The sequence below is a fragment of the Rhodococcus sp. C-2 genome (assembly GCF_027854095.1).
GTDB lineage: Bacteria > Actinomycetota > Actinomycetes > Mycobacteriales > Mycobacteriaceae > Rhodococcus_F > Rhodococcus_F qingshengii.
Genome location: NZ_JAQGFI010000003.1, coordinates 154,393 through 181,387, shown reverse-complemented (window position 1 = coordinate 181,387; position 26,995 = coordinate 154,393). Strand labels below are relative to the sequence as shown.

General features: G+C 61.6%; 27 protein-coding genes and 1 pseudogene. 15 read left to right on the top strand and 13 right to left on the bottom strand.

Going from position 1 to position 26,995, the window contains the following annotated elements; translation table 11 throughout:
- Positions 1-369: 369 nt before the first annotated feature.
- Both PCS43_RS07385 and PCS43_RS07380 read left to right on the top strand, forming a co-directional pair.
- Positions 370-2,205 carry an acyl-CoA dehydrogenase gene (locus PCS43_RS07385; RefSeq protein WP_042448130.1) on the top strand — a complete coding sequence of 612 codons (1,836 nt, stop codon included), beginning with the start codon at positions 370-372 and terminating at the stop codon, positions 2,203-2,205.
- Between the two features lie 20 nt (positions 2,206-2,225).
- A complete protein-coding gene (locus tag PCS43_RS07380) occupies positions 2,226-2,711 on the top strand; it encodes a hypothetical protein (protein ID WP_042448127.1) in 486 nt (161 codons plus the stop codon).
- 18 nt (positions 2,712-2,729) lie between these two features.
- On the opposite strand, the gene PCS43_RS07375 is transcribed toward PCS43_RS07380, so the two are convergent.
- From PCS43_RS07375 to PCS43_RS07365, 3 genes and pseudogenes are all read right to left on the bottom strand, one after another.
- Complete coding sequence (locus PCS43_RS07375; RefSeq protein ID WP_042448125.1) at positions 2,730-3,434, bottom strand: hypothetical protein; 705 nt, start codon at positions 3,432-3,434, stop codon at positions 2,730-2,732.
- Entirely contained in the window at positions 3,431-4,459 is a 1,029-nt protein-coding gene (locus PCS43_RS07370; RefSeq protein WP_047272371.1) for an NAD(P)H-dependent flavin oxidoreductase, read from the bottom strand. The genes PCS43_RS07375 and PCS43_RS07370 overlap by 4 nt, the downstream gene beginning before the upstream one ends.
- Before the next feature lie 45 nt (positions 4,460-4,504).
- Positions 4,505-5,651 (bottom strand): annotated as a pseudogene (locus PCS43_RS07365) (YbfB/YjiJ family MFS transporter).
- Between the two features lie 95 nt (positions 5,652-5,746).
- Here PCS43_RS07365 and PCS43_RS07360 point away from each other — a divergent pair.
- From PCS43_RS07360 to PCS43_RS07350, 3 genes are all read left to right on the top strand, one after another.
- On the top strand, positions 5,747-6,667 hold the full coding sequence (locus tag PCS43_RS07360) for a LysR family transcriptional regulator (protein WP_054188335.1): 921 nt from the start codon (positions 5,747-5,749) through the stop codon (positions 6,665-6,667).
- Entirely contained in the window at positions 6,664-7,350 is a 687-nt protein-coding gene (locus PCS43_RS07355) for a hypothetical protein (RefSeq protein ID WP_054188336.1), read from the top strand. Before PCS43_RS07360 ends, PCS43_RS07355 begins: the two co-directional genes overlap by 4 nt.
- A gap of 96 nt (positions 7,351-7,446) precedes the next feature.
- On the top strand, positions 7,447-7,884 hold the full coding sequence (locus PCS43_RS07350) for an SRPBCC family protein (RefSeq protein ID WP_007735601.1): 438 nt from the start codon (positions 7,447-7,449) through the stop codon (positions 7,882-7,884).
- A gap of 19 nt (positions 7,885-7,903) precedes the next feature.
- On the opposite strand, the gene PCS43_RS07345 is transcribed toward PCS43_RS07350, so the two are convergent.
- Both PCS43_RS07345 and PCS43_RS07340 read right to left on the bottom strand, forming a co-directional pair.
- Entirely contained in the window at positions 7,904-8,371 is a 468-nt protein-coding gene (locus PCS43_RS07345) for a hypothetical protein (RefSeq protein WP_031331426.1), read from the bottom strand.
- A 128-nt stretch (positions 8,372-8,499) separates the two neighbouring features.
- Complete coding sequence (locus PCS43_RS07340; protein WP_209910478.1) at positions 8,500-9,126, bottom strand: class I SAM-dependent methyltransferase; 627 nt, start codon at positions 9,124-9,126, stop codon at positions 8,500-8,502.
- Positions 9,127-9,231: 105 nt separating this feature from the next.
- Between PCS43_RS07340 and PCS43_RS07335 the strand changes: the two genes are divergently transcribed.
- Positions 9,232-9,480, top strand: coding sequence for a DUF3253 domain-containing protein (locus PCS43_RS07335; RefSeq protein ID WP_030537164.1), 249 nt, complete (start codon positions 9,232-9,234; stop codon positions 9,478-9,480).
- A 42-nt stretch (positions 9,481-9,522) separates the two neighbouring features.
- On the opposite strand, the gene PCS43_RS07330 is transcribed toward PCS43_RS07335, so the two are convergent.
- The 5 genes from PCS43_RS07330 to PCS43_RS07310 form a co-directional block, all read right to left on the bottom strand.
- Positions 9,523-10,434 (bottom strand): NmrA family NAD(P)-binding protein, encoded by a 912-nt coding sequence (locus PCS43_RS07330; RefSeq protein ID WP_245361511.1) that lies wholly within the window; start codon positions 10,432-10,434, stop codon positions 9,523-9,525.
- A 10-nt stretch (positions 10,435-10,444) separates the two neighbouring features.
- Positions 10,445-10,828 carry a hypothetical protein gene (locus tag PCS43_RS07325; protein WP_270923007.1) on the bottom strand — a complete coding sequence of 128 codons (384 nt, stop codon included), beginning with the start codon at positions 10,826-10,828 and terminating at the stop codon, positions 10,445-10,447.
- A gap of 238 nt (positions 10,829-11,066) precedes the next feature.
- Complete coding sequence (locus PCS43_RS07320) at positions 11,067-11,585, bottom strand: MarR family winged helix-turn-helix transcriptional regulator (RefSeq protein WP_003943230.1); 519 nt, start codon at positions 11,583-11,585, stop codon at positions 11,067-11,069.
- Positions 11,586-11,639: 54 nt separating this feature from the next.
- The gene (locus tag PCS43_RS07315; protein ID WP_209910485.1) at positions 11,640-13,100 is read right to left on the bottom strand and encodes an amidase; all 1,461 of its coding nucleotides are present in this window, start codon (positions 13,098-13,100) and stop codon (positions 11,640-11,642) included.
- A 38-nt stretch (positions 13,101-13,138) separates the two neighbouring features.
- A complete protein-coding gene (locus PCS43_RS07310; protein WP_209910489.1) occupies positions 13,139-14,365 on the bottom strand; it encodes an MFS transporter in 1,227 nt (408 codons plus the stop codon).
- A 119-nt stretch (positions 14,366-14,484) separates the two neighbouring features.
- Between PCS43_RS07310 and PCS43_RS07305 the strand changes: the two genes are divergently transcribed.
- The gene (locus PCS43_RS07305; RefSeq protein ID WP_054188344.1) at positions 14,485-15,384 is read left to right on the top strand and encodes a LysR family transcriptional regulator; all 900 of its coding nucleotides are present in this window, start codon (positions 14,485-14,487) and stop codon (positions 15,382-15,384) included.
- Between the two features lie 67 nt (positions 15,385-15,451).
- On the top strand, positions 15,452-15,940 hold the full coding sequence (locus PCS43_RS07300; protein WP_209910493.1) for a hypothetical protein: 489 nt from the start codon (positions 15,452-15,454) through the stop codon (positions 15,938-15,940).
- A gap of 63 nt (positions 15,941-16,003) precedes the next feature.
- On the opposite strand, the gene PCS43_RS07295 is transcribed toward PCS43_RS07300, so the two are convergent.
- The 3 genes from PCS43_RS07295 to PCS43_RS07285 all read right to left on the bottom strand — a co-directional run bounded on the left by PCS43_RS07295 (position 16,004) and on the right by PCS43_RS07285 (position 18,864).
- Positions 16,004-16,864 (bottom strand): alpha/beta hydrolase family protein, encoded by an 861-nt coding sequence (locus tag PCS43_RS07295; RefSeq protein WP_050654936.1) that lies wholly within the window; start codon positions 16,862-16,864, stop codon positions 16,004-16,006.
- Positions 16,865-17,050: 186 nt separating this feature from the next.
- Positions 17,051-17,977 (bottom strand): LysR family transcriptional regulator, encoded by a 927-nt coding sequence (locus PCS43_RS07290; RefSeq protein ID WP_209910510.1) that lies wholly within the window; start codon positions 17,975-17,977, stop codon positions 17,051-17,053.
- On the bottom strand, positions 17,974-18,864 hold the full coding sequence (locus PCS43_RS07285; protein ID WP_209910512.1) for a LysR family transcriptional regulator: 891 nt from the start codon (positions 18,862-18,864) through the stop codon (positions 17,974-17,976). The genes PCS43_RS07290 and PCS43_RS07285 overlap by 4 nt, the downstream gene beginning before the upstream one ends.
- A gap of 234 nt (positions 18,865-19,098) precedes the next feature.
- On the opposite strand from PCS43_RS07285, the gene PCS43_RS07280 reads away from it, so the two are divergent.
- The 7 genes from PCS43_RS07280 (at position 19,099) to PCS43_RS07250 (ending at position 26,730) form a co-directional block, all read left to right on the top strand.
- Positions 19,099-19,971 (top strand): ABC transporter permease, encoded by an 873-nt coding sequence (locus tag PCS43_RS07280; RefSeq protein WP_030537155.1) that lies wholly within the window; start codon positions 19,099-19,101, stop codon positions 19,969-19,971.
- An 11-nt stretch (positions 19,972-19,982) separates the two neighbouring features.
- Entirely contained in the window at positions 19,983-20,756 is a 774-nt protein-coding gene (locus PCS43_RS07275; RefSeq protein ID WP_037126877.1) for an ABC transporter ATP-binding protein, read from the top strand.
- Positions 20,757-20,816: 60 nt separating this feature from the next.
- On the top strand, positions 20,817-21,773 hold the full coding sequence (locus PCS43_RS07270) for an ABC transporter substrate-binding protein (protein ID WP_003943065.1): 957 nt from the start codon (positions 20,817-20,819) through the stop codon (positions 21,771-21,773).
- 50 nt (positions 21,774-21,823) lie between these two features.
- Positions 21,824-22,921 carry a hypothetical protein gene (locus PCS43_RS07265; RefSeq protein WP_209910515.1) on the top strand — a complete coding sequence of 366 codons (1,098 nt, stop codon included), beginning with the start codon at positions 21,824-21,826 and terminating at the stop codon, positions 22,919-22,921.
- Complete coding sequence (locus PCS43_RS07260; protein WP_209910518.1) at positions 22,918-24,054, top strand: CaiB/BaiF CoA transferase family protein; 1,137 nt, start codon at positions 22,918-22,920, stop codon at positions 24,052-24,054. The genes PCS43_RS07265 and PCS43_RS07260 overlap by 4 nt, the downstream gene beginning before the upstream one ends.
- An 80-nt stretch (positions 24,055-24,134) precedes the next feature.
- Positions 24,135-25,118, top strand: coding sequence for an NAD(P)H-dependent flavin oxidoreductase (locus PCS43_RS07255; RefSeq protein ID WP_208690067.1), 984 nt, complete (start codon positions 24,135-24,137; stop codon positions 25,116-25,118).
- Positions 25,119-25,713: 595 nt separating this feature from the next.
- Positions 25,714-26,730: a hypothetical protein gene (locus PCS43_RS07250; RefSeq protein ID WP_209910525.1), complete on the top strand. Its 1,017-nt coding sequence runs from the start codon at positions 25,714-25,716 to the stop codon at positions 26,728-26,730.
- Positions 26,731-26,995 lie beyond the last annotated feature (265 nt).

The window sequence follows — 26,995 nt, the reverse complement described above, 5'->3', positions numbered from 1 at the left end:
TGGGCTCTCCACGCCGATCGAGGAACGTCTCGGCTACCAACGAGAGGCGCTCTTGGTTTACCGAGCAGCATGTTCACTGATCACTGCGAATGCGTTTGACGCCGAAGGCGAGGATGGGCACTTCGATTGGTGCGCAGCTGCTTTGACCCAAGAGGATGCTACGCGACTGATATGCACCCCCGCCAGCGGAAACCGATTGTACGAGTGAGTGTTTCAATGAGAGCGGCTCGGCGCTACTTTGTAGCAACGAAACTCGTCTCTACCTACGGTTGCGTACTGAATTCCTTGTGGGGCAGGCTTTCTTGTGTACTGCTGACGAGCCGTATCTGCTGACGAATCGTATTGCTGACGAACCAAGGTCGGAGAACAATGGGTCACTACAAAAGCAACGTGCGTGATATCGAGTTCAATCTGTTCGAGGTACTCGGGATCGGCGAACTGTTGGATGTCGGCGCTTACGGGGACCTCGACACCGACACTGTGCGCAACATTCTTGCGGAAGTAGCGAGACTGGCAGAAGGCCCGGTCGCCGCGTCCTTCGCCGACGCGGATCGGAACCCTGTCGAATTCGACGCACCCAATCACGCAGTTGTGGTCCCGGAACCTCTGCGCAAGACGGTCGAGGCGGTGAACGAGGCCGGTTGGTCGCGACTCGGCCTACCAGAAGGCATGGGTGGTGTTCCTGCTCCTGCACCGTTGGTCTGGGCGATCGGCGAAATGTTGGTCGCGGCAAACGGATCCGCAAGCTTTTTCAACATGGGTCCACTGATGGCGAGCGTGCTCTACACCATCGGAAACGAACAGCAAAAACACTGGGCCAAAGAAGGATTCGAGCGCGGATGGGCCGGAACGATGGTGCTCACCGAACCAGACGCCGGATCCGATGTAGGCGCAGGCCGAACAAAGGCAATCGCGCAGGACGACGGCACCTGGCACATCGAGGGCGTCAAGCGGTTCATCTCCGGTGGCGACGTCGGAGACACGGCCGAGAACCTCTTCCACTTGGTGCTTGCCCGGCCCGAGGGCGCCGGTCCAGGAACCAAAGGTTTGAGCCTGTTCTACGTTCCGAAGTCCCATTTCGACTCGGAGACACTTGAACTGGGAGAGCGCAACGGCGTGTACGTCACCGGCGTCGAGCACAAGATGGGTCTCAAGTCTTCCCCGACTTGCGAGCTCACCTTCGGAGCGACGGACGTTCCTGCCGTCGGCTGGCTCGTGGGTGATGTCCACAACGGTATCGCCCAGATGTTCCAGGTCATCGAGAACGCTCGAATGATGGTGGGCACCAAGGCTACCGGAACACTGTCCACCGGCTATCTCAACGCCCTCGAGTACGCGAAAGAACGAATTCAAGGCGCAGACCTCACCGAGCTGACAAACAAGACCGCGCCCCGCGTGGCCATTACGCACCACCCCGACGTCCGACGCAGCCTGGCGATGCAGAAGGCCTACGCCGAAGGCCTCCGAGCGGTCTACCTCTACACCGCTGCACACCAGAATGCCGATGTCGCCGAGTTGGTTTCGGGGGCGGACGCCGAACTGGCGGCGCGGGTCAACGATCTGCTGCTGCCGATCGTCAAGGGCGTCGGTTCCGAAAAGGCCTACGAACTGCTCACCGAGAGCCTGCAGACCCTGGGCGGCTCCGGTTATCTTCAGGACTACCCCATCGAGCAGTACATCCGCGATGCCAAGATCGACACCCTGTACGAGGGCACCACGGCAATCCAGGCGCAGGACTTCTTCTTTCGGAAGATCGCACGCGACCGCGGCGTTGCACTCGCTCACGTAGCCGGTCGCATACGAGAGTTCATCGACAGTGAGGCCGGGAACGGTCGACTCAAGGCCGAGCGAGTCATACTCGAGATCGCCTTGACCGACGTGCAGGAGATGGCCGGGACGCTCACCGGGTATCTGATGGCTTCCCAGGACCAACCCTCCGAGTTGTACAAGATAGGCCTCGGCTCGGTGCGCTTTCTGTACGCGGTAGGCGACCTGCTCATCGGATGGCGCCTCTTGGTGCAAGCGGAAGTCGCGTTGGCAGCCTTGGACCGTGACGCGTCGGCAAAGGACCGGTCGTTCTATCGGGGCAAGGTGGTCATCGCGTCATACTTCGCTAAGAACATCCTGCCCGTCCTGGCGTCGACCAAAGAAATCCTGGGTTCCCTCGACAACGAGATCATGGAACTCGAGGAAGACGCATTCTGACAACGTGCCACAGTGAAGGCATGTATCTGCCCGAAATCGAGTACGTAGGGGTCTGGAGCTTTCCGATCATGGGGCCGGATGCACCAGACGACGCTCCCGCCAACGTCGTCGAGGCGTGCCAGGCTGTCGGCAAGGATCTGCAATGCCGCTGGCACGGCCCCGATACGTACATGGAGAACTGCCTGTGGACGGTCTCGTTGCTCGATGACGGCCACTGCCACCTCGCGCTCGACGCTGGACCACGGCCGAAGCACAAGAGTGCAGGAACCAGCCCGTTGAGGGGCTTCGGGTTTGGCGGGCCGCACACCGAACAGCCTGTACAGGAGTTGACGGCCCTGATCGCCGGCGAAGTCCAGGACGAGCTGGCCGGCGGATTTCCCTTTGTGCACTGGCCCATCGAAAAGGACCGACTCTTGATGCCGACGTTGCGTGGCGGACGCGCGGTATGGGTGGTTCGCAGCGCTGATCGCATTGTCTCCGAGATCGGCGAACTCTGCCCGAGATGAAAATGCTTGCTGCGTGATTCAAACGTGGTCGTGAACCGGCGACGGAATCTTGTTGGAACGATACGAGTCTCCGCTCCGGTTCGGCCGCCAGAGACGCCAGTGTTTCGCGGACAACCGGAACGGGAGATGGTCTTGTAGGTGACGAGCACCGGACGACAACCGTTCGTCTGCTGGCAGGTTGAGCCACAGGGACAGTGAGGATGCCGCGTTCCCAAGGGTTGCGCGTATGCCTGACTCGCCGAGAGTCCGGCCGTATCCGTCGACGGCAAAGCGGCCGAACGCGTCGGGCGTGATGTCGGGATACGGCGCGTGGTTGTCCGGGTCGATCAGGCGTACGGGCGCACTGTAGGTCAGTGCCGCCAAAGAACGTCCGTGGGTTGTGACCGCATCGCAACCAACGAGGGCATCGAGCGCTTCGTTGACAGAACCAGGTGGGACGTTCCATTCGGTATGGGTTTGCGCTTTGTAGCGGGGCCCACCGAAGAGCTCGGTAGCGAACGATGACAACTGCGCGGTCGGCTCGGATGGCCCCCTCTGGTAGATCTCGAACGTCCACGACGGCAACGACACTGGTTCGGTGCAGGATTCCAGGAATGTCTGCAGCCGCTGAAATGCAACATCGGGACGCTTGACTCGAAGCGAGTGTGCACCACCGGCGGACCCGGGCAACCCGTCGTATGTCATTACCTCGGGCAATGCGGCTTCCGGTGTCCGCGCCGTCACAGGTTAGCCAATCGCGAAAGCACTACCCCGGCTGGTTCCTCCGTCGCGTGGCGATAGCCGGTGCCGGCCCATAGGTGCATGCGCTCGGGATCTGCCTGCGCAACAGCGGCTTTGCGCATCGGGTTGGTCAGGTGATGGATGGCCGGATACCCGATGGGCGCCCGTGCGTCGTAGCGATCGATGAACTCGTTCCGAAGTGCTCGTGCAGGACGTCCCGTGAAAGCTCTTGTGACGACCGTGTTCCCGCGTGACGTGTCGGCCAGAGCTGCCTTGTGCGGAGCCGAGGCACCACTCTCCTCGGTGCGCAGCAGTACGGTACCGACCACTGCCGCGTCCGCTCCGGCACGTAAGGCTGCAGCGACGTCGGCGGAGGTCGCCAGTCCACCGGCCGCCAATAGCGGAACAGAGGTGCGATGACGGATTTGTGCGATCAGTTCGGTGATCGGTGTTTCTGCCGGAACCTGCAGGGGAGTGAGCGTTCCGGAGTGGCCGCCGGCAGCCGACGATTGCACCACAAGCAGATCGGCACCGGCGTCGACGGCAAGGAGCGCCTCTGCCTCCGAAGTCACAGTGAGGACGACAAGTGAACCGGCAGCGCGCAGCGCCTTGATGACGCCGGGTGCGGGAAAGCCGAAGGTGAAGCTGACCACCGGAACCGGGCTGGCCAGGAGCAGATCGATCTTGTCCTCGAAGTAGTCGTCGTCTTCGACCGGCTCACCGTCAGCCAGTGTGATGCCATAGCGATCCGCCTCGACCTGAATCGCCCTGGTATAGGCACGGTAGGCATCGACGTCGACAGGCACCGGGTTGGGTGCAAAGACGTTGACACCGAACGACACTCCCTCGGCGCGCACGGCGTCGATCTGGTCGGACAGAGCCTGAGGCGTCTTGTACCCGGCGGCGAGGAATCCGAGACCGCCTGCGCGAGAGGCAGCAGCAACAAGTGCCGGTGTGGAAGCGCCGCCGGCCATGGGGGCTGCGATGACAGGGACCTTCAGGTCGAGATCGGTTGTGAGTGCGCTCATTCGAACATCTCCAGTCCTACGTCGGGTAGTGCTCCGGCGGTTTCGTCATCTGACATCAAAAACTACCTCCTCAGTCGAGGTGGCCGTCCGAGGGTCCGCATCGAGATCGGAAGGGAATCGGAACCGCAAAACCGCGGCGGCCACTGCTGCGCCCAGAACGACGGCCGCACCCAACAGCAGAGCGTCGCGATACCCGTCTCGCAGCAACGGAGTGACAACGAGTGGGCCGAGAATCTGACCGACGCTGTATCCAGCGGTCAGCAACGCCACGGCGCGTGGGAACTGCAGGTGCGCGCCGATTGCCAACACAATTGACCCGATACCAAGGAAGGTGACACCGAACAGGAAAGCTGAAATCAGTGCGGGGCCGACGCCTCCGATCACAGCAGGAAGCGCTATGCCTACCGCCTGAATCAACAGGGCAACGAGAAGCAGAGTCGGCCTCGACCAGCGCAAGCTGAGCCAAGCCCACAGGACGCATGACGGAAATGCGGCCAACCCGACCACTATCCAAGCGCCGCTGCCGACCCATGATGCCTTCCAGGAAATAACTGATGAACAGGGCGGTGAACCCGCGTTGGGAACTGGGAGTTCCCGGCGCGTCCGGCGTGATGATCGGACGCGGTTCCGGCGTCAATCCCCAGGCGGCGACCGCACACACCACTGCAAGGCCCGCAGATGCCAGCCAGGCTGTGCTCCAGGTACCGATGAAGCGGACGACGAACACGAGGACCCCGGACAGGGCGATACCCAGCCCAACTCCGCCGAATCCCCATCCGGCCAGGAATTGGGACTGCCCCCGAAGGTGCGCGTGCAAAGCGCTGACGGCGATCATGAACACGAGGGCACTGGCAATGCCTGCGACGAGCCGCAGGGCGAACCAGATGGATCCGTCGTGGGTAGTGGGCATGAGTGCCAAAGTCGCAATGAGGACCACCAACGACGTACGCATCACCGCTGCCGAGCGCACCGCGCCGGGAATGAGGATTCCCGCGAGCGCGCCGATGAGGTACCCGAGGTAGTTCGCTGTCGCCAAGGTTGCGCCGAGCGAGGCGGACAGACCGGCCTGCGTGTGCATCAACGGCAGAATCGGTGTGTACACGAATCGACCGATTCCCATGCTCGCCGCCAGCGCAGCGGCAGCTTGGACAGCGTGTGCTCGCGGGTCGACACCGTTGTGGACTGTGGTCATGGTCTTATCGTGTGCACCGGCCGCGCCGGACCGCCACGACCGCTTTGCTCCTGACTGATAGGCGCAACCTCCCACCGCACGTAGCATGAAGGATCGTGGAGCTGCGTCAGCTGAGATACTTCGAGGTCGTCGCCGAGGAACTGCACTTCGGCCGAGCCGCGGCACGACTACTGATAGCCGGGCCGTCATTGTCGCAGCAGATCATGGCACTCGAACGCGACCTCGGCGTCAAGCTGTTCGTCCGCGACCGCCGTTCCGTCGCTCTGACGCCAGCCGGCGCGGCCTTGCTCCCTGATGTCCGTGCGCTACTCGAGAGTGCCGAGAATCTGCGACGCCGCGCGGAGCGTCTGTCCGGAGCGGAGCCCGTCCGGATCGGCTACGTCAATTGGCTCCCCACGGATCTGATCGCGCGCACTTCAGGGGTCGCGCAACTGCACGTCGACGCCTGGGTGGTGCCATCACACGCACAGGCCGCGCGGGTGGCAGACGGCAGCCTCGATCTGGCGATCGCCTGGGTACGTAAATACGATGTCGCCCAAAACGGTTTGAACGCCAGACTGCTCGGTGCGGATCGGCTCTACGCCGTCTCCACCGGAGAGGACACCACACCGGTGCGGGCACGCGACGTCGTCGTGCTCGTCGACGACGACACCACCTCCTGGTATTCGTGGAACGTCTTCGCCGAAGAATTCGCTCGCGATACCGGCGCACAGATCATGCGCATCAACGACGGTGGTATCACCGGCCCGGCATTCTTCGATCACGTCCGTGCCGTCGGCCGTCCGGTCGTCAACTCGCCCAAAGGGCAGACCATCACGCTGCCGAGCGATCTCACGGCACGCCCGATGATCGACCCGGCGGCAATCTGGACGTGGTCACTCCTGTGTCGTGAGAACGAAACGCGCCCTGCCGTTCTCGCGGCCGTCGACGCTCTCACCCGCGGCGTCACTGATCTCGGAATCCACGAGGACGGGAGATGGCTACCCATGGACGATCCTTACCGGAGGACTCGATGACACGACGCGCTATTCGAGTTTTCTGGGGACGACGGCCGGAATCGGTGCAGGCCGTGGCCTCCCGGTGGCGTCGGACGTTGGAGCAAGTCGAATTCCTGTTGCCCGAGGTGGTCGGCGGGTCGTGGCAACAGATCCATTCCGCTGGACCTGCTACTGCCGTGACCGTCGACCAGTTGGCACACGTGCTCGAGATCGCGCAGGCCGCCGAAGACTGGTCGGATCGTCTGGGAATCGGGTTGAGGCTCGCATCCGGCGGAGGGCCCGAATGGGGGCTCGAACTCTCAGGGTTGGCCGGCGGCGAACCGGAAATCGTCCTACAGTCGATGATTCTCGCTGTCAGCGCGCCGGACGCCGCCGAAGTTCCTGAGACAGAACTACTTCGGATGCTCGCCGCGGTGTGGGAACCGGACTTCGGGGATGTCACCGACGACAACATCCTCGACGCTCTCGAAGACGAGTCCGACTATCGCGTCGGTGATCCCGTGATCGGCCGAGTCGGCTACCTCTCGTCCGCTCGCGCTGACGCGATCCCGGATGACCTGGCAGCAGGCGTTGCCGCGTTACCGGGCGGCGTGTTGCTACAGATCGGGGCCGTCGATGGGGTCGTTCGGGCGTACGAGCGCCTGCGCGAGACCGGCGCACTCGATCCGCTTCCACGTCCACTGGACCGCGCAGTCTTCTGAAGGCGGTTACCGTTCGTCGAGTTTGGGTAGCCCGGGCGTCGGAACGAAGTCTCGCCTCGGCACTACCGCCGAAAAATGAACCGAAAGGCCCACCGCATGGTTGACGTCACCCGCAAATTCACCGCCGAGGTACCGATCGAGAAGGCTGCGGCGTTTCTCCGCGACTTCGCCAATGCGCCGACGTGGGATCCGGGCACCGAGAGTTGCACGCAGATCTCCGACGGTCCTGTCGGCGTCGGAACCCAATGGCACAACGTGTCGAAGCTGTTCGGCGTCACCACGGAACTGACGTACACGCTGGTGACCGACGAGCTGAATCACGTTGTTCTCGAAGGAAAGAACAAGACTGCCACCAGTACCGACGACATCACCTTGACTTCGGTGGGTCCGAACTCGACCGAGATCGAGTATCACGCGAACGTCGAGTTCAACGGTGCCGCCAAGATTGCGTCGCCTCTCCTGAAGGCGGGATTCGAAGCCAAAGTGGCACCGGAGACGGTGAAGAAGATGACGGAAGCCCTCGAAGCGCTCTGACAAGTCCGTCAGGTTCTTGTCACTGTGGGTTGCCGCCGCTCGCGCCACCGTTGCGAGCTTCGATGGCGTCGATGGACTTCGTGAACGACTTTCCCAGCACTTGGGTGCCGACGAGTCCGAGTACCGACGCCAGGAGCTTTCCCTTGAGGTTCTTGCCGTCCCGGACCACGACGGCATCGACATCGGTCAGACCCGTCGGTTGCCGGGTCAGCGTGTAGGTATGGCTCGACGCCCCGCCCCACAGGTTGGAGTCGGTGGTTGTCATCACGACGCGGTGCGGGTCGGTCCAGTCGTAGTGCAGACGCTCCCAGATACCACTGGAGCCCTCGGTGACATCAGCATCGTGGGGTCCTTGTTGGTGCACTTTCAGGTAGCTGTCCGCACTGCGGCCGAAGATTTCCTCACGGCCCGGGCCGAAGTCGGTCAGGCCGGCAAGGACCTGTTCGGGCGTCGCAGTGGTCGTCTTGTGAAGATGGATCGTGGTCATGGCGCCTTCTTTCAACTGTGGATGATCCGGTGCTGAAAAAGCCGGGAAGTGACTCATCCAGCACACCACTCACACGAAATGAATGAAAGAGAATTGCTCGCCCTGTCTCGATCCGCTGTCTCGATCCGCTATTCGACGCCGCGCCGGCTGGCAGTGATTGCGCCGTGCGGCCTGTAGCCGCTCCCCGTCCGGGTATGGGTCTCGATCACGTCGAAACCCGCTGTGACCAGCACCTCGGCAAGTTCGGTCACCGGCCATCGATAACCAGTCGTCGCGGCATGATCAAAAGGCTCTACCGTTGTGCCTTCGAAGAAGCCCACCAGCAACCCACCACCTGGGCGGATCACGCGCGCGAATTCAGCGAGCGGTGCCTCGATATCTTGCGGGTGATGGTGAATGAGCGAGTACCAGGACAGCACGCCGCCCAGTGAATTCGTTTTCGCGTCCAATGCCTCGAAGCCCCCGACCTCGAAGGAAAGATCCGGGTATCGGGTGCGGGCTCGTTCGACGAACTCGGGCACGAGATCGATCCCGCTCACAGCCAGCCCGCTCTGGGCCAGGAAGTCTGTCCACTGCCCCGGCCCGCACCCGGCGTCGAGCACGGGGCCGGTCAAAGTGGCAGCCCAGCTGGTCACCAGGGCCCGATCAGATACGTGCGTCGAATCCATCGAGCCGAAGAGGTCCGTGTACTCCTGGGATCTGGCCGAATACGACTCTCGGACTACGTCGCGGCGCGTTGCACTCGAATTCTCCACGCCGTCAATGATTATCGATGTGCACCATTCCTTCGCCACAACTCGCCGAACCGAAGGTTCATACTCTGTTGAAGGCCTACGGTCACGTCCGGAAACTGAGGTCATATGGTGGAAGAGAAAGAACTGGCGGCGAAGATCCGCGAACTACTCAATGCCCGATCGGCCGAGTCGAGCATCTGCCCCTCCGACGTGGCCCGCGCAGCGGCACCCGACAATTGGCGTCCGCTGATGGAACCCGTCCGAGAGGCTGCCCGCCACATGGTGGCCCACGGCGAAGTGCAGATCACCCAGGGCGGCGAAGTCGTCGACCCGGAATCCGTACGAGGTCCGATCAGGATTCGGTGGGCTCGTTGATCAACCGCATGACTGCTGGCGGCACTGCTCTCGCAGCGTGAATCAGCGGAAACGGTCCAGATGCTCACGCAGGAACGCATCCAGGCTTCGTGGCTCACGCCCCAGGACACGTGCCACCGTGTCGGTGGGTGACTCCGGGCGCGAGACGGCAAGTTGCTGGATCTCCAGAATGTGCTCGGCCAGCCACGGAGGCATGTGGGCATGATCGACGAGGTCTTGCCGAAGTTCGTGCGGTGGCAGGTCGATATATTGGACGGGGCGATCGAGCATGCGGGTCAGAGAATCGGCGATGCCGCCGTAGCCGACTGCCTCGCTGCCCGTCAGGACGTAGGTGCCGCCGGCGAGGTCGGCGCGTGTGAGCACGGCCGCGGCGACGTCACCGATATCTCGGCAGTCGATCCAGTTGCACGGCGCGTCCCGCATCGCGCCCAGAATCACCCCTTGCGCAGCCACCGCCGGAGCCAGGAGCAACAGATTCTGCATGAACGCATAAGGGCGGAGCAGAGTGTGGCGGATCCCGGATGCACGCAGGTGTTCGCCGACGGCATGGTGGCCGCGGGAGAGAGCGATGGGGGAGTCGGCCGCGGCGGCGGGGTCGGAGATCTTGACGATGTGTTCGACGCCGCTCTCGGCGGCTATGTCGATCACACGCGTTTCGAGCTCGACCTGTTCGAGTCCGTTGGCCATGGCGAGGAAAAGTTGTTCGGCCCCTTTGAAAGCCGTCCGTAGCGAAGTTGGGTCTGCGGCATCGGCCGGCACTACTTCGACCAAACCGTCGGCCAAATCGCCGAGGTGGGCGCGCAGCCTGTCCGGGTCGCGGGACAGCGCTCTGCTCGGCACACCCGAGGATGCGAGACTGCGTAGCAACGCGCCGCCTGTGGTTCCGGACGCTCCCATGATGACGATCATCGTGTTCCTTTCGGTCTTCCCCGCGAAGCCGGGGATCTTTGACATGTGTTGTCGGTCAAGAATTCTGACGGCGCCATCGCCAGCTCACGATGACGGCAGCCACAGCAGCAGATATCGGTAGATCGAGTTGCAGGCGAGCAAGCCAAGCGGTGTCGACCACACTCGTGTGAGCTGGTAGCCAACGGGAGGCGAACCACCCGACGAGACCAGCAATCACAGCGGCTCCGACGGCAAGAATTGCCGCCACCATGACGCGAGGCAGGGCCGTGGTCCACGGTCGTAACCTCCCGCGACGCTGCAGCCAGGAGCCGATCAGCAACGCCACCACTGCCGACGTGCCCGCGATGGACGTAAATGCCGCCGTCGTGAGGCCCGATTGGCCGGATGCGACTCCGCCCGCACCCGCCATCAGCGCGGGGGCAAGGTAGGCGACCAGCACCTCTCTCCACAGGATGAAAGGTCGTGCGCCGCGACGATCGGCAACCGAGTCGAATCGATTGGAATCGGTTATCTCCCTTTTGTTTTCGCGACGGATCGGTGGGGTGAGTCCGGACATGAAGGAGACCAACTTTCCGATTATAATTAGGTGGCTAACTATTTGGGCATGAAAAGAGAAGTCTCTGTCGAGAATTGACGACGATTCGAATCGCTACGCGAATACTTGGAATCCCAGCCGACTACTCCGCAGTCAGCGCACCGATACCGCGAACGACCCGCGAGAGCAGATCCAAAAAAACCGCACGCTCGTCGACAGTGAGCTCGTCGACCATTTCCTCGAGACGAGCAAAGTGTTCGGGCGCCATGTCACGTAACCGCTGAGCGCCACGAGCAGTCAGGACGACCACCGCACCACGCCCGTCCTCCGCGGACGGACGTCGAGCGACCAAACCCTCCTGCTCGAGCCCATCGACCAAGCCGGTGACCGTGGCTCGCGAGACGCCTAGATCAGCGGCCAGTCGCGAGGGAGATTTCTCCCCGTCGTGGTCTTCCAGATCCGCAAGCAGTCGGTAACGGCCGGTCGACAGTCCATACCTCGCGAAGTGAACCTCGGTTGCTCGACCGAGCCGCGCGCCCGCCGAGATCAGCCGCACCGCAACCAGCACAGCCTGCGGATCGGACCCGAGGCCGTAGTGCTCCAACTGCCGCCGCGCCTGATCCAACGTGGGTGAGTCGTGATCGGTTCCGTCCACTGCCATGCAACTAATATGGCACCTAACTACATTTTGGTCAACCCTCCACCAGAGCTAGCTTCAAACGCCGAACAATACCTGCGGGGCCGCATGACAGTCCGGGTGATTGCCGGGATACGGCAGGACCTTCTCGAGGGCGAGCCCAATCGCGAAGGCCGTCTGGTCGTCGTACGGTCGCGTAACTATCTCTGTGCCCGTGGGGATTCCGTTCCGAGCGAAACCGGTGGGGATTGTCAGCACCGGGCAGCTACTCAGGATGTTGAAGGTGATGGCCGGTACAGCCTCGAGGTAGAACTCCAATTCTGTTCCAGCCACATTGATTCCGTGCCCCACGTAGTCGTCGCCGGCAAGAAAGCCCTCCGTCGCCACTGCCGGAGTGATCAACGCGTCATAGGTGTCGAACAGGGATCCGATCGACGAATACAGTTCGGCTTCGATCGCGAGTCCGTCGAGGAAAGTCGCGTCACCACGGGTGCGGCGTGCCCATCGCGCGAATTCCTTCGCGTACTCCGTGACTTTGTCGGGGTGCGCGGACGCTTCGGCGGAGATCGATGCACCGAACACGTGATCGTAGTGAATGGCGGCCGCACGCATGATTGCAGCGCGTGACAAGTCGACTTCGATGATCTCCGCGCGTGCACCCAGAGCGGTGAGGGTGTCCACCAACTTCGCCGTGTTCTCGGCGATGTCCGAATCAACCGGCCAGTCACCCAATGCGGGAATCACGGCAATCCGCATTCCCGCGCACGAACGCGTTGCGAAGGTAGGTAACTGCGATGCCGGTACGTGCGAGGCAATGTCAGTGGAGGTCGGTCCCGCGATGACCGACTGCATTGTGAGGCAATCACTTACGGTGCGCGCCATCGGACCGCAGTGGCAGTAGCGATCGAGATTGAAGGGCGGATCGACGGGGACACGGCCATGCGGTGGCTTGAATCCGACAATTCCGTTGAGAGACGACGGAGTTCGGATCGATCCTGCAACATCGGAACCGGTAGCCAAGTGCGTCATCCCCGTGGCAAGTGCGACTGCCGATCCACCGGAAGACCCGCCGGAGGAGTATTTCGTGTTCCACGGATTGCGAGTGACGCCCCACAACTCGGACTGTGTGAACGCGGACGAGGAGAATTCGGGTGCCGTCGATCGCGCGTGGACGATGGCACCGGCGTCGATGATTCGCTGCACGAAAGTGGAAGTGTGAGTGGCGATCACATCCTCATGGACCTTGGACCCTTGAGTCCAAGGTTGTCCTTGCACCGGTTCATCCTCTTTCACCACAACGGGAACACCGGCGAGCGGAAGGCTGACATCCGAGCCGCGGGCGTAGTGGCGTTCCGCTGACTTCGCTTGTGCTCGTGCAGTAGCGAAGAAAGTGTGTCCCACTGCGTTCAAGGTTGGGTTGAGCGCCTCGATACGTTCGATGGTGGACTCGAGCACTTCCACCGGAGAAAGCGATTTGTCCCGGTAGCGTTCGAGCAACTCGGCCACATCCATGAATGCCGAAGCGGGTGTCTGGTGCATATCTGTTGTCCTGCCTCTATGAAGGTTTGTGTAGGCGATTAGGTTGTCAGTTCGCGCTTTGCCACAACGGGACTGCGGAATGTCGCGAGCAGCATTGCCAGAGTTGCGATTCCCGCGGCTGTCCAGAAGACCGTTTCGGAACCAGAGTGGTCGTGAATGCGTCCGCCCGCGAACGCACCGAGCGCGATGCTTGCATTGAAGACTGCAACCCACAGAGCCGCAGCGGCCTCTCGGTGAACGGGAGCGGCTTGTGCGATCCATGTTTGAGTACTCACCGATACACCACCGTAGAAGAGGCCCCAAGCCGCCATGAGCAGAGCAGCTGTGATCAAGGTGGTAGCCGAGATCGGGAACAGGGCAAGGGTGATCGCTACTCCCGCGCTGAGGATGATGACCACAGTCTTCGGTGACTTGGTAGCAGACGGCCCGGCTATGAAGTTGCCGACAACGCCCAGAGCCCCGTAGATCAAGAGCATCGTGCCGATCTGCGCAGGGTGCAATCCTGCGAAGAACTCCAGCCCCGGACGCACATAGGTGTACGCCGCGAAATGAGCGGTGACGATGAGCGCGGTAATCGCGATTCCGACCCGGACTCCCGGGTTCCGAAAAGCCACCACGAGACTGCCGAGCGACAAAGCTTGATCAGCTGGCATCACGGGTAGGACAGCGAACATGGCGAGCGCGATCAGCGTCGCGGCGCAGCTGAGAGTCCAGAATGCCACGCTCCACCCGGCCGCTGCTCCGATATACGTCCCCGCGGGGACACCGAGAACTGAGGCGACCGCGATTCCGCTGAAGATGATCGTGGTCGCCAACCCGACGGATCTGGTCTCCACCAACCTGGGAGCCAGGCTTGCGGCGAGCGCCCAGACTCCACCCATGCTCACGCCTAGAAGGACGCGAGCCACAGCGAGGACAACGAAGCTCGGAGCAAGGGCCGTGAGGGCGTTCGCCGCTGCGACTAACAGCATCAAGACGATGAGCGTCGACCGACGATCGAAGCGCCGGGTCACGATGGGCACAAACGGGGCAGTGGCCGCTGCCACCAATCCGGTAATGGCCAGTGAGAGCCCGATGGTCCCTTCGCTTTCCACCAGGTCAGCACCGATCGGGGTGAGTAGCCCTACCGGCATCATCTCTGCCGCGACAACGATGAAGGTGGACGCTGCGATCAGGGCGACCGCAGCCCACTGGTTCTCAATGGTGTGTGCGTGGGTTGAGGACGTGGACGCAGGGCTGTTCTGTACAGATGCGGAGTGGGGCATGTAACCAGAGAAGCTCCTGCACGCCGATGGATCAACGGCGAATCGCTCATCCAACCATTAGCTCAATTCATCGATGAGCCATGATGGAGTGGTCGAATGAGTCCAGGGTCGGAGTGAAAATGTCGGAGCCCCCGATGCGTGAGATCGAGTGCTTCCTCGTTCTCGCTGAAGAACTGCACTTCGGTCGCACCGGCGAGCGGCTGTTCATCTCCCAGAGCCGAGTGAGTCAGCTGATCAGCGCGTTGGAGCGTCGTATCGGCACACGCCTGGTAGCGCGGACCAGTCGCCGCGTTCACCTGACTGAATTCGGCGCCGAATTTCTTGCGTCGTTGGCTCCCGCCCATCGGGCGCTCGTCGGAGTAATCGAGGACGCTCAATCGAGAGCACGCAACACGCCGACGCCGTTTCGGGTGGGTTTCCAAGGAGCAATTTACGATTCGATCGCGGCTGCTGTCTCTCGTTTCGAAATACAACATCCGCAAACATGCGTGACCATCAAAGAATTACCCCTGGGTGATCCGTTCAGTGATGTACTCGCCGGGCGAATCGATGCGGCAGTGGCCCTTCTCCCCGTAGATGAGCCGGAACTGACAACCGGGCTCGTCTTTTCTCGACAGCCCCAGACCCTCGCCGTCTCAGTCCATCACCCGTTCAGCGAACTGGGCGTGATCGACGCCGAGCAGTTGGCGCAGATCTGCCTGGTACCCATCACCGGCCCCGCCCCCGACTATTGGCAGCGTGTGAATTCCCCGAGCACGACGCCGGGCGGAGCCACGATTCCCACGCAGGGTGGGGCGAGCACCGTTCAGGAAGGCCTATCGCAGGTCGCATTCAGTCAGGTCGGCCTCATCCTCTGCGCTGCAACCGCTGCATACAGCCAGCGCTCGGACATCACATTCGTACCGATCAACGGATTACCCGAATCTGCTTTGGGTCTCGTGTGGCGTACCGATCTCGAAAGCCCACGACTTCGCGCTTTCGCGAAAGCAATCGAGGAAGCACACACCTGTCCCTCCTGACGTCGATCAGTAAGTCGCGGAAGGAGTCCGGGGCGTTGAGATGCATCGTGTGTGAGATGATCGCGCCATGTCTGCGATCACCGACTACTTCACCGCGCGCACGGATGAACATGCCACCTCTGCCCTCGAGGGACTCGTCGACTTGGAACCAGAGGTGATGGAGGCGAACGCAGCTTCTCGCCCGCGGATCCAGTTGGCTGCGAGTGGGACTCCAGTTCTGCAGGCGAAAGGCGTCGATCCAGTTGTCGCGCTCGGCCGACTGGAAGCAGCCCTCACCGCTCGCCCCTACGACGAAGTTGCAAAAGGTCCATGCTGCGGGAAACTCGTCGCGATGAGCGACGACGGCGACACCCTCGTGCTCACGGTTACCGACGAATTGCGTGATGCACTAGCGGAATTGAACGCTGACGGTGTCGCCGCCGCTGCGGCGGCCTGGGCAATCGACGAGACGAGTGAACCGTCGGAGGACTCAGTGCCGTTCCTGACCGCCTTCGCCGAACTAGCGACCAGAGCTGTGGCTCAGGGCGAACGGATGTACGGCTACGTCGTCATCTGAGCTTCGCGACTCCGCCGACCTGATTGGAAGGCTGTTCGTCTTCGACAACTCCGGATCTGACCGTCACCCCGGGATCTGCATGGCCAGATCGTTGCGGTCGAAATCGGAGAACTGCTGGGTGTCAGTGCAGTATCCACAGCTCGCTCCGAAGAACTCGGTGCGGGCGTTCGGATCGTCGAGTAGCCAGTACCGCAGCCACGCCGTGCTCGGACCGCGCATATCGCCACCGGTGATCGCCGTACCGAAGTGCGTGGCGCCGCGCAGTTCCAGATACTCGGCAGGCACGTGGTCGGCGTCCTCGTACATCGCCCGCACGATCGCCGGCCAAACGATTGCGTCGGCCTGGCCGGCCAGATAGAGAACCGGCTCGTCGATGAGATCGACATCATTGAGCGGGCCTGGTTGGATCGCGACGGCGGTGTCGACGCGGTCGTCGATCGCCGCGTTGATCGCCGCAGACCCGCCCTGCGAGTGCCCCACCGCACCAATGTGTTCCAGGTCGACTTTGCCGTAGAAGACACTCGACGGGCTGGCCGCTTTGTCCGCGATGAGGTCGATTCCCGACCGCATGGTGATGGCGAAATTGCTTGCCGGTGTATTGGCGGCGACCACGATGAATCCGTGGCTGGCGTAGTGGCGCAACAAGGAGGTGTACGCACCGGGGAGCACACCGGTCCCGTTCCCCCAGATCACAACAGGGTGCTTCTCGCCGCGCGCGCCGAGCTGGCGCGGGTAGTACAGAGTGTGCACCAGCCCGATCGAGACGTTCGGCGTGTACGGCCCTGCACTCGCCCAATCGTGCCCGACGCTCGGGATGCCGGGCGCATCGGCAGCCGCTGTTCCGGTTGCGCCCGTGAGTCCTAGCGTCGCGCACAACGCAACCGCCGCTGCAGCATTCACGAAATGTTTCAGAGACTTTCGCATGAAAGTCAACCTTTCGAAGTTGATCCGGAGTGACGTGTATTACATATTCACGGGAAGGCAACCCGTCGGCTTTGTTTCAGGAAACGGACTATCCCAGAAGTGTTGTGTCTGTGGACAAAATCATCGTTCTCGGTGGACGCCCGGCCGACGCGAATCCCCAGAGCGCAAGGTCGAGTTCGCCTCGGCCTACGGCTTCCGCGCGGATTGCTCGGCACACAGCCGTAGGAAATGTTCGACGATCTGCGTGTTCTGGCCGTCCCTTGCCACGGCTGCGATCTTCCGTGGTGGCAGTTCGAATATCTCGCCCACAGTGCACCCGCGTTCGGATGCTCGCTCGGCACTGGAGAGTTCGAGGATGACAGCACCGATCCCTTCGTACGCGAAATCCGCGAAGGCATCGCGGTGCTGTGACCTCATCACGAATGCGTGGTCGATTCGCGGTTCGATCGACCGCAGATGGCGATAGACATCGGAAGTTTCGAACCGTGGTGCGACAACCAAGCCGATGCGCATGAGATCTTCGCCGATGAATACCCCGTCCACCGGTGGCGGGGTACCGGGCGGGCAGACGAGCCGCAACTTGTGGTCCGGAAGGCGCACCGTGCGCGTCCCGGGAACACCGGTGGGCGGCGACTCCATTATTGCCACGTCAGCGGTGCCTGCCATGACCGGGTGAATCGCATCGGCCACGGACGACCCAGGCGGATCCGAGATGGTGATCCTCAGGTTCGGCACCTCCGTGCGCAGCGCTCCGAGCAGTACCGCTGCGGGATCGTCCGCAAGGCTCGCTGTCGTGGCAACACTGAGGTGGGGGACTGCTGACAGTAAGAACTCGCGCTCGACCACTAATCGGTCGAGCGCGGCCAGCGCTTCGCGTGCTGGATCGATGAGATTCCGTCCGCGCGCAGTCAGCGCCGCGCCGGTCCGGCCTCGATTGAAAAGCCGTCCTCCGACGCGTCTTTCGAGCCGCGCAATTGATTGAGAGACGCTCGATGTTCCCGTGAACTGATTTGCCGCTGCCGCCGTGATGCTGCCGTGTTCGACGACGGCAAGGAAGTCTTGTAGCTGCCGCGGATCGATTCGCGGGGTGGCGGACTCTCCGAACTTGCTCATCCGGCGTTCCCCATTCCACCTTCGTCACGTAATCGGCTGGTCGTCTCGATAAACGCTTGTGCCGCAGGCGATGGCGTCGAACCGTGGAACATCCAGATATCACGAGTGAGCGGGGGCCGAGTACGACACAGCACCACACCTTCTCCGACTGTATCGGCGACAGATTCGGGAAGGAAAGCGACGCCGACTCCCGCGCGTACAAGTGGGATCATCGAAGCCACAGAGATAGTCTCCGCAACCACCGCCTCGTCCACAGTGCCTTCGCCCAGGCGTTCCGCCAACAGTCGCCGAGTGACATCGTCACGCGGGCTGGTTATCAATCCGATTCGCAACAGATCCGTCAACGCCGCTGCCCCCTCGCCTTCACTTCGTGCGGCCGGCACCAGCGCAACGATTTGTTGCCGGCCGAGAAGGATACGTTCAACGCCCTCGTCGAACACCTCGTCCACCCCGAGGCCGATATCAGCCTGACCCGAGGCGACCACCGTTCCGATTCCGTCGGTGTCATTGCTGAGCATCGTCACCGCAACGTTCGGAAACTTTCTTTTGAACGCACCCAGGGCCGTGGCCGCTGGATCACGCGCCAATGTTCGCGGACACACGACCGTCAGCCGACCCCGCTGCACGACGTTCAATGGATGCAAAGCGTGATCCAAATCCCGGTATGCCCGAAGTACTTGGGCCGCCGGACCTGTGAGAACGCGTCCAGCGTCGGTCAGGGTGACTCCCCGCGAGCCACGGCGGACGAGCGTCAGGCCGCACTCTTTCTCCATCCTGGCCAGAGCCTCCGAGATTGTCGGCTGGCTGACCCCCAGTCCGCGAGCCGCAGCGGAAATGCTGCCCCGATCAGCAAGAGCGAGAAAGTATTCCAGATGACGCCGGTCCATTCGGGGTTCCCTTCTCCTGGCAGTCCTCGCGCGCGCCCGATTTTGCGCCCGTCAGACATAGGGAAACCCTATGGCATACCTCTCGAATGTGGCGTAGACGGGAAGAAGAATCCCGTGATCTGCTTCACATATGAACGCAGTGAGCAACAACCCGGGGAGCTTCGACCAGAGGCACCCGTCTGCTTTTGTCGAGCACCTATCGCCGCCTGCGAGCACTACGGAGGAGGCGCCGAAATGACCGAAACCATCACCGCAAGTTCGCCATCCGGTGCTACGTCACCCCGTTCCGTGAGGCGGGCGCGCTCTGAGCCGAAGCCCGCTCGACAGCGTCGATCCGGTACGCGACTCACCATCGGGGTACGACTGGCCCAGGTCGCGCTGCTTCTGGTCCTACTCGGAGCGTGGCAGCTCGTCGCATCGCACGGTTGGATCGAGCCAGTTCTGGCCAAAACGCCAGGCGAGGCCTGGGCCTACTTCACCGCAGCGGTGCAGTCGGGCGAGATTTCGTCGAACTTGCGTGCCACGATGACTGCCGTCGTGATCGCGTGGATCCTCGCTAGCGCAGTCGGGGTGGCGGTCGGACTCTCTCTCGGACTGCTTCCGACCCTCGAACGCATCATGAGTCCGTTCCTGGATGCGGCGAATGCCATGCCACGTCTTGCGCTGGCGCCTCTGCTTATCGTCATCTTCGGGATCACGATGACGGCGAAGGTCGCTCTCGCGTTCACACTCGTCTTCTTCATCGTCTGCTCGAGTGCACGAGCCGGTGTGAAGTCGGTGGACGACGAATGGCTCCGACTATCCACTGTCCTGAATGCCAGTAAGACACAGGTGTTCTGGCACATCCTCCTCCCCGTCGCAACACCTGGCATTTTTGCCGGTCTTCGGTTGGGGCTGATCTATTCGCTACTTGGCGTTGTCGGTTCGGAACTGATCTCGTCACGGGACGGGCTGGGCCAGCTTGTGTCGATCTACTCGGCCCAGTTCCGGATGGAAGCGGTCTACGCGATCCTCATACTTCTCGCAATCGTCGCAGTCGTCCTCAACCAGGTCATGAACTTCGCCGAGCGCTACCTCCTTCGGTGGCAGCCGCCGGCTCGACGATGACAGGAATCATCATGGATACCAACGTGATTACACCCGCCGTACAACTCGACGGACTGACGATATCCTTCCCCTCACCCGACGGGTCGACAAAAACTGTGGTCGACAATCTCGACCTCACCATCCCTCGCGGACAGTTCGTGAGCTTGGTCGGCAGGAGCGGTTGCGGAAAGACCACTCTGCTCAACGCGCTCGCTGGATTGGTGGACGCAACAGAAGGGAAGACTGAGGTCCTCGGCACAACACCATTCGACGCTCGTTCTCGGATGGGCTTCATGATGGCCCGAGATGCGCTGTTCCCGTGGCGAACAGCGCAGAAGAACGTGGAGTACGGTCTCGAATTGAGGGGAGTACCCAAGGCGGAGAGACGAACTCAATCAGCGCGCTGGCTTGCGGCCGTTCAAATGTCCGAGGCGTCACGGCTGTGGACTTGGCAACTCTCCCAAGGGATGCGCCAGCGTGTCGCGTTGGCCCGAACGTGGGCACTGGATCCGGACATCTTGTTGATGGACGAACCCTTTGCCGCCCTCGATGCGCAAACCCGAGTCGAAGTACAGCGAGAATTCCTCGAGCTTTGGCAATCCCAGGTAGGCCGGACGGTCATCTTCGTAACCCACGACCTCGGCGAAGCCATCTGTCTCTCCGACCGCGTTCTGCTGCTCGGGGCCGGCCGGGTGATTGACGACGTCAGCATTGACATCGAACGCCCCCGCGAACTCGAAACCCTCACCGCCGAACCTCGATACATCGAAATCTTCAACCGGCTGCGTGGTCAGCTCGACCACTGATGTGCCCAGCCAACTCAGCTTGATTTCTGATGCGCCCAGCCATCAAGGAACAGGAATCCCATGAAACTTCGACCTTTTGTCGGCACAGTCATTGCAGCGGCCCTACTGCTTTCCGCGTGTGGAGGGGGAGGGCGTCCGAACGACGGTAGCGTCGCCATCGGGGTCTACCCTGCGAGTGCTTTGTCCCTGCCTGTCTACGTCGCTGTCCAACAAGGAATGTTCGACAAGGAAGGCCTCCACGTCGAGCTCATCGACGGAAAGAACGGGCCCGAACTCATCAGCGGTCTCATCGGCGGCACAACCGATCTCGCGGTCGGTGCACCCGGAACCGTCGTGCCGGCCATAGAGCAAGGGCAGAGTCTGCGGCCACTGTCCCCCTACGGGTCGATCGATCTTGCCATCGCCGTGACGAAAGACAGCGGCATCACCACCATCGAGGATTTGCCCGGCAAGCGGATCGCCATACCGTCACGTGGCGGCGCGGCCGAGCAATTCGTCAATCAGCTTCTCGCAGAACGAAACATCGACGCCTCCACGGTGCAATTCATCGCAGCGGCACCCACCGCGAGTCAGATACCACTCGCACGAAAGGGCGACATAGATGCCGCCGTTCTCACCGCTGCCAGCCAGGCCGTATTCGATGCTCAAGGAATTCCGATGACGGCGATTACAGAAGTAGACCCGGTGGGCTCTGACGGCGTGAGTTCATACGGCCTGGGCACGGTGCTCGTCACGACAGCCACATTCGCTGAATCCGATGCTGCTGCCCCCGTGTGTGCGGCGCTCGAGGCCGCAGCAGGGTGGATAGCCGATCCTGCGAACGAGCAAGCAGGAGCTCAACTTCTCACCGAGCGAATGAATGTTCCTGCTGACAAAGCCAACCAGGTGTGGGCTTCGCAGAAGAGTCTCTGGCCTGTGCAGATTTCGGCCGACCGATGGACCCAGAACGTCAGATGGGTGAACAACCAGACCTCGGGCAAGTCCGACGCAGACGTTCCTTTCGACCCCCTCTGCTGACCAACGCCCCATACACAATCCAGTTCGTCTACCACGAAAGAGAAGAAAAGATGACACAACTCGCTGACCAGTCAACACAATCCGAGTCCCAGCACGATCGCCGGCAGCTCACCGAGGCTTGGTCTGCAGTCACCGACAGCCTTGCGACATTCGGTTCGACAGCTGCCGCTACCGGATCGCTGCTGGACAGCGCCGAAGGTGTACGGCACGCACTTCGCCTGTTCGGATATCTCGCCGAGATGAACATCGAGCGCCAAGACGTGCTCCGGCCTGAACTCTTCACCCTGATGTCACCGATGCGAAAGTTCTGGGGAGACGGCATCGACGTCGACTACTGGACTGCGATGATCGACCCCAACGAGACATATCGCATTCACGGTAACCGTGGCACAGTGCCCTACGTCGCCGTCCTCGCCAATCGTGTGGGCGCGTCTGGGACCGACCGGGTCGCCGACAACATCGTCATCGACGACAAGGTGTGTGACGCGGACGGCAACTTCGAGATCTTCGTCGCACAAGAGCTGGAGGGGCGCAGCGGTATTCGGCTGGATGAGCGCTGCTTCGACGTTGTAGTGCGTGTGTATCACAAGACGCGTAACGCGGAGATCGATCCCGTTCTCCACATCGAGCGCCTCGGTCCGCCGCCTGGTGCACGCCCCGATCTCGACACGGCGTGGCTGGCCCAGCGCCTCACGAAACTTGCTCGTGGCATGGACGTGAGCCTTCGACGCAGTCTTCAGCTCATCGAAACACTCAGTCAGTCTCCCAACGAGATTCGCGTGACCTCGGAGCAACGAGGGTGGGGAGACTTCTACGGCACCAGCTCCAACCAATACATTGCCGGCTGGTGGTCACTGAAAGACGCTACTGCCGTGGATATTACATTTACTCTCCCGGACTGCACCTACTTCGGAGTGATGCTGTACAACCACTGGTTCGAGTCCTTCGAGTACCGCGACCACACCGTCAATCTCAACGACGCGCACTTCGAGCGCAATGACGATGGAACCGTGACGATCCGAATCGGGGGAGTAGAAGGTGACAGAAATCGATTGAACCCCTGCAACCACACCGAAGGCATCTTGTTGGCGCGCTGCCTGGAGCCCGCTGAGGATGTCACTTCGCCTCATGTGGAGATCATTCGATGACCGACGAAGTAGACCTGCCGTTGGCAGGTGTCCGAGTAGTGGAGATCGGTCAACTGATCGCAATACCCAGCGCCGGGCAGCAGTTGTCCGATCTCGGCGCCGAGGTCATCAAGCTCGAGCCTCCAGGTGGTGAACCGGCCCGACAAATCGACGCCGACTACGCGCGCGGCATCTTCTACGGGTACAACCGTGGAAAGCGTTCAATCTGCCTCGACCTCAAAGACTCCGCCGATCTGCAGCGAGCTCGGGATCTGATCGCATCGAGCGACATCTTGCTGCACAATTTGCGTCCGGGAACCCTTGATCGATTGGGATTCGCCGATGCCGAACTCCAACGTCTGCGACCGGAAATCATCAGCGTCTCGGTCAGCGGGTACGGTGCGGAGGGTCCGTCCGCCACCCGCGCCGGGCTCGACATCGCTGCGCAAGCAGAGAGCGGACTGATGTCGGTGACGGGTGAGGCGGATAGCCCGCCACAACGTGTGGGCGCACCGGTCATAGACCATGCAACGAGCTATGTCGTCGCGCAGGCGGCACTGGCAGCGCTACTGCGGCGCGAACGCACCGGCAGGGGCTCCTCCGTCCGAGTCTCCCTGCTGGACGTCGCAATCCACTTGCAGACCGCCAACTGGATCGAGTGGCAGGTATCCGGAAAGCCCATGAGTCGCAAAGGGAACGGACAACCAAGCGTCGCACCGGCGGCAGACGTCTTTCGCGCCGCCGACGGCGAGCTGGTGATCAGCGGATACCAACCGCGCGCATGGATCGAACTGTGCAAGGCGATCGACCTACCCGAGTTGGCCGACGACCCGAGGTTCACCACCAACGCGCTGCGCGTGGAAAACCGTGTTGACCTCGTCGCCACGATCGAGAAGCAGCTGTGCTACCGCAGCGCCGCTGAGGCAGTAGAGCATCTCACTGCGGCCGGAGTGGTTGCCGCAGTTGTGCGTGACTACGACCAGGTAATTTGCGCCGACGATGTGATTGCGAACCGTACCTTCATCCCCGGCACCAACGAACATGGCGAACAGTATTTGACGCCTGCCATGCCCTATCGCGCCGAACCTCCGATGGCACGAACTGAACTTTCACAGGTTCCGGCCTTGAACGAGTGGACAACATCGACGCGCTGAATGCGCCGTTCGGGTCGAAATTGACTTTGCACCAACGTAACTGACAAACAGATAGCCATGCACCATCGAGGAGATGTCCAGTGCTGACCACCGCATTTACCGAGACATTCGGAGTTCGCCACCCAATCGTGCAGGGCGGCATGCAATGGGTGGGGAGAGCAGAACTCGTAGCGGCAGTTGCAAACGCCGGCGCGCTCGGCATGCTCACTGCCCTGACACAGCCGACACCTGACGATCTTGCCCGAGAAATATCCCGAACGCGCGAGCTCACCGATCAACCTTTCGGGGTCAACCTCACAATCCTCCCGACGATCACACCTCCGCCCTACGATGAGTATCGCAACGTGATCATCGACTGCGGAGTGAAAGTCGTCGAGACAGCTGGATCGTCTCCCGCGCCCCATCTGCCGCACTTTCACGGCGCAGGCATCAAGGTTCTCCACAAGTGCACCAGCGTCCGCCACGCGGTCAAAGCCCAAGTCCTCGGCGTCGACGGCATCAGCATCGACGGGTTCGAATGTGCCGGGCATCCAGGGGAAGACGACGTACCGGGTCTCGTCCTCATCGCTGCAGCAGCAGAGCGGATCAGCATTCCCATGATCGCGTCCGGTGGATTTGCCGATGGGCGAGGATTAGTGGCGGCCCTCGCGCTCGGCGCCGACGGCATCAACATGGGTACCCGGTTCATGTGCACCGAGGAGTCTCCGATTCACCGCAACATCAAAGAGGCGATAGTCGCTGCCTCGGAGGTCGACACGGAACTGATTTTCAGGTCACTACGCAATACCGCACGGGTAGCACGCAACAGCATCAGCCAAGAAGTTGTCGAAATTCTCTCCAGTGGTGGCAAATTCGAAGACGTTCGACATCTTGTGGCCGGTGCGCGGGGCCGAGCGGTGTTCGACAGCGGCGACCAGGAGGCTGGCATCTGGACGGCTGGCACTGTGCAAGGATTGATTCACGACATCCCCACAGTGGGTGAATTGGTGGAACGAATTGTCACAGAGGCCGAAGCACTGATTGCCGGACGGCTTACCGGCCTCCTGGACCCGGTCAGCGCCTGACTACGTCCGAACCCACTGGGCGCTACCGTCGGCCAGTTCTTCGCGAATGCCCCTGCCGTTGCGCTCGTCGACCCGCGTGCCGCCGATACCTCGTCCTCGATGCGTCGTGCGGTGACGGGGAGCTCTTCCAGATCGCCTCGCGGCTTGCCATCGCCGCTCGATCATTTCGGGTGCATCCGGACGATCATTGACGTCAGGACGAGGAAAGGAGGTGTACTCCGAATTGCTTGGGGTCATCAGAGTGACGACCGCAAGGATTTCGATCGGCACCGAACACGATCTACTCGACGTTGTGGCCATGGGGCTACCAAAACATCACCGTCGGCCCGCAGCAGCTCCCCCATTACGTCCACCGACATTTCTTGGCTTCGACTGCATACCGCAAGGACGAGAGCCCGGCGCACCCGTCCCGACTGTGCGATCGTCGAAGTCGTCTCACTACCCTTTCAAGGCACCTAGTCCCTATGGCGCTACGATCCCCGCAACAATCTTGCGCTTGACCGAATACTGAAGTCCCACGAGCCCGATAGCGTTCGCGATAGAATCCGATATTTCGCTCGCATCGTCCGGGGCACACCGAAGGGGAATCGAGAGCATGCATGCGGTACCGACCCGGAGGGCGAAATTCGTTGCAGCGGGATTGATCATCGCTGTGGCTACTGCTGGTGCTATCGGTGTATCGAAGATCTTCGCTGCACGCCCATCCTCTGCGAACGTCGAAGAGACCATCACGAAAGCGGAACGTGGACGGCACAATCCAGCGTGTGAACCCATCCCGTCGAGGCCCGATGTGGCTGCGTTGCGTCGCTCTTCTGACGCGTCGGTTCGTTTGACGAACGTGGTACAGACTGCCGCGGAGCTCTTGCGAGTCAACGGAGCGGCTTGGGGGCCCCAAGTCGCTGTCGGTACTGAGCTATCCATTGATGAAGCTTTCGAGAACGCCGGTTCGATTCCCGGAGATGCGATAGTCGCAGAAGCGGAGTGGCTTCGTCAGGCGCAACGAGATGGACTCTACGACGACGCAGATCGTTCGCTCGATTCGCTTGTCCGACACATCGAGTCGACAACCATCACGGACGTCGACCTCGGCAGCCATCTGGGGCCGAATTGGCCCGCAGTAATCGATGTCGTCGGGACTGTCGCCGCGATCGGGTTCGAGGAGTACGTGAGCAAGGTGCGCGCGTCACCCCCGATGAGAGCAGCTGACGCGCTCGACCTTCGATCCGCGTTGCGGGAGAACACGGTAGCCCTCGGCCTGGAGGCGGAATGGGACGGTGCTCAGGAGTTGGTCGCTCTCTACTTTCAAGGATGCACTTCGGCCGCGCTGAGCCGGCGAGAAGCGAACCTTTCGGTCGAGGATTACATCCATGATTGGGACCTGGCGGAGGCTCTGGCACGCGACGCCGTAGCTGCTGCTTTCGCAGCAGATCTCACGAGCAACGAGAACCGTGGACGAGTCGAGATCTTGGCACGAGGTCTTCAGATCATCCAGGCGCCAGACGAATTGGGTCCAAACGACCGGTTGACCCGATCCGTGGATCCGAACGAAAACTTGAATCCGGACGAGGTCGCGCTTCTCGAACTGGAAGATCCATTGATCGAGGGCGAGTGACACGACCAGAGCCTCCGGCGAGTGTGGCGCGGCAAGCAGAAGGGTGGTTGCCGATGTGGCACCGCGCTCTCAGAACCGAAGTGACGCAACATCATCGTGCTCTCCTCTTCGGTGCCCCCTTGCTCACGCAGACAACGCAGCACCTCCTTTCGATACGCACGTAATCGAACCCCGAAAATCATGTCCTCTAGCTGACGGTCCATCCAGTCGAAGAAACAGTTCGCGTCGTGCGGCGGCAGCGGATTTACCGTGGGTATGCCCAGTC

Coding starts and splice junctions, on each gene's coding strand:
- PCS43_RS07385 (WP_042448130.1), top strand. CDS start 370: ATGGGTCACTACAAAAGCAACGTGCGTGATATCGAGTTCAATCTGTTC.
- PCS43_RS07380 (WP_042448127.1), top strand. CDS start 2,226: ATGTATCTGCCCGAAATCGAGTACGTAGGGGTCTGGAGCTTTCCGATC.
- PCS43_RS07370 (WP_047272371.1), bottom strand. CDS start 4,459: ATGAGCGCACTCACAACCGATCTCGACCTGAAGGTCCCTGTCATCGCA.
- PCS43_RS07355 (WP_054188336.1), top strand. CDS start 6,664: ATGACACGACGCGCTATTCGAGTTTTCTGGGGACGACGGCCGGAATCG.
- PCS43_RS07350 (WP_007735601.1), top strand. CDS start 7,447: ATGGTTGACGTCACCCGCAAATTCACCGCCGAGGTACCGATCGAGAAG.
- PCS43_RS07345 (WP_031331426.1), bottom strand. CDS start 8,371: ATGACCACGATCCATCTTCACAAGACGACCACTGCGACGCCCGAACAG.
- PCS43_RS07335 (WP_030537164.1), top strand. CDS start 9,232: ATGGTGGAAGAGAAAGAACTGGCGGCGAAGATCCGCGAACTACTCAAT.
- PCS43_RS07330 (WP_245361511.1), bottom strand. CDS start 10,434: ATGTCAAAGATCCCCGGCTTCGCGGGGAAGACCGAAAGGAACACGATG.
- PCS43_RS07320 (WP_003943230.1), bottom strand. CDS start 11,585: ATGGCAGTGGACGGAACCGATCACGACTCACCCACGTTGGATCAGGCG.
- PCS43_RS07315 (WP_209910485.1), bottom strand. CDS start 13,100: ATGCACCAGACACCCGCTTCGGCATTCATGGATGTGGCCGAGTTGCTC.
- PCS43_RS07310 (WP_209910489.1), bottom strand. CDS start 14,365: ATGCCCCACTCCGCATCTGTACAGAACAGCCCTGCGTCCACGTCCTCA.
- PCS43_RS07305 (WP_054188344.1), top strand. CDS start 14,485: ATGTCGGAGCCCCCGATGCGTGAGATCGAGTGCTTCCTCGTTCTCGCT.
- PCS43_RS07300 (WP_209910493.1), top strand. CDS start 15,452: ATGTCTGCGATCACCGACTACTTCACCGCGCGCACGGATGAACATGCC.
- PCS43_RS07295 (WP_050654936.1), bottom strand. CDS start 16,864: ATGCGAAAGTCTCTGAAACATTTCGTGAATGCTGCAGCGGCGGTTGCG.
- PCS43_RS07290 (WP_209910510.1), bottom strand. CDS start 17,977: ATGAGCAAGTTCGGAGAGTCCGCCACCCCGCGAATCGATCCGCGGCAG.
- PCS43_RS07285 (WP_209910512.1), bottom strand. CDS start 18,864: ATGGACCGGCGTCATCTGGAATACTTTCTCGCTCTTGCTGATCGGGGC.
- PCS43_RS07280 (WP_030537155.1), top strand. CDS start 19,099: ATGACCGAAACCATCACCGCAAGTTCGCCATCCGGTGCTACGTCACCC.
- PCS43_RS07275 (WP_037126877.1), top strand. CDS start 19,983: ATGGATACCAACGTGATTACACCCGCCGTACAACTCGACGGACTGACG.
- PCS43_RS07270 (WP_003943065.1), top strand. CDS start 20,817: ATGAAACTTCGACCTTTTGTCGGCACAGTCATTGCAGCGGCCCTACTG.
- PCS43_RS07265 (WP_209910515.1), top strand. CDS start 21,824: ATGACACAACTCGCTGACCAGTCAACACAATCCGAGTCCCAGCACGAT.
- PCS43_RS07260 (WP_209910518.1), top strand. CDS start 22,918: ATGACCGACGAAGTAGACCTGCCGTTGGCAGGTGTCCGAGTAGTGGAG.
- PCS43_RS07250 (WP_209910525.1), top strand. CDS start 25,714: ATGCATGCGGTACCGACCCGGAGGGCGAAATTCGTTGCAGCGGGATTG.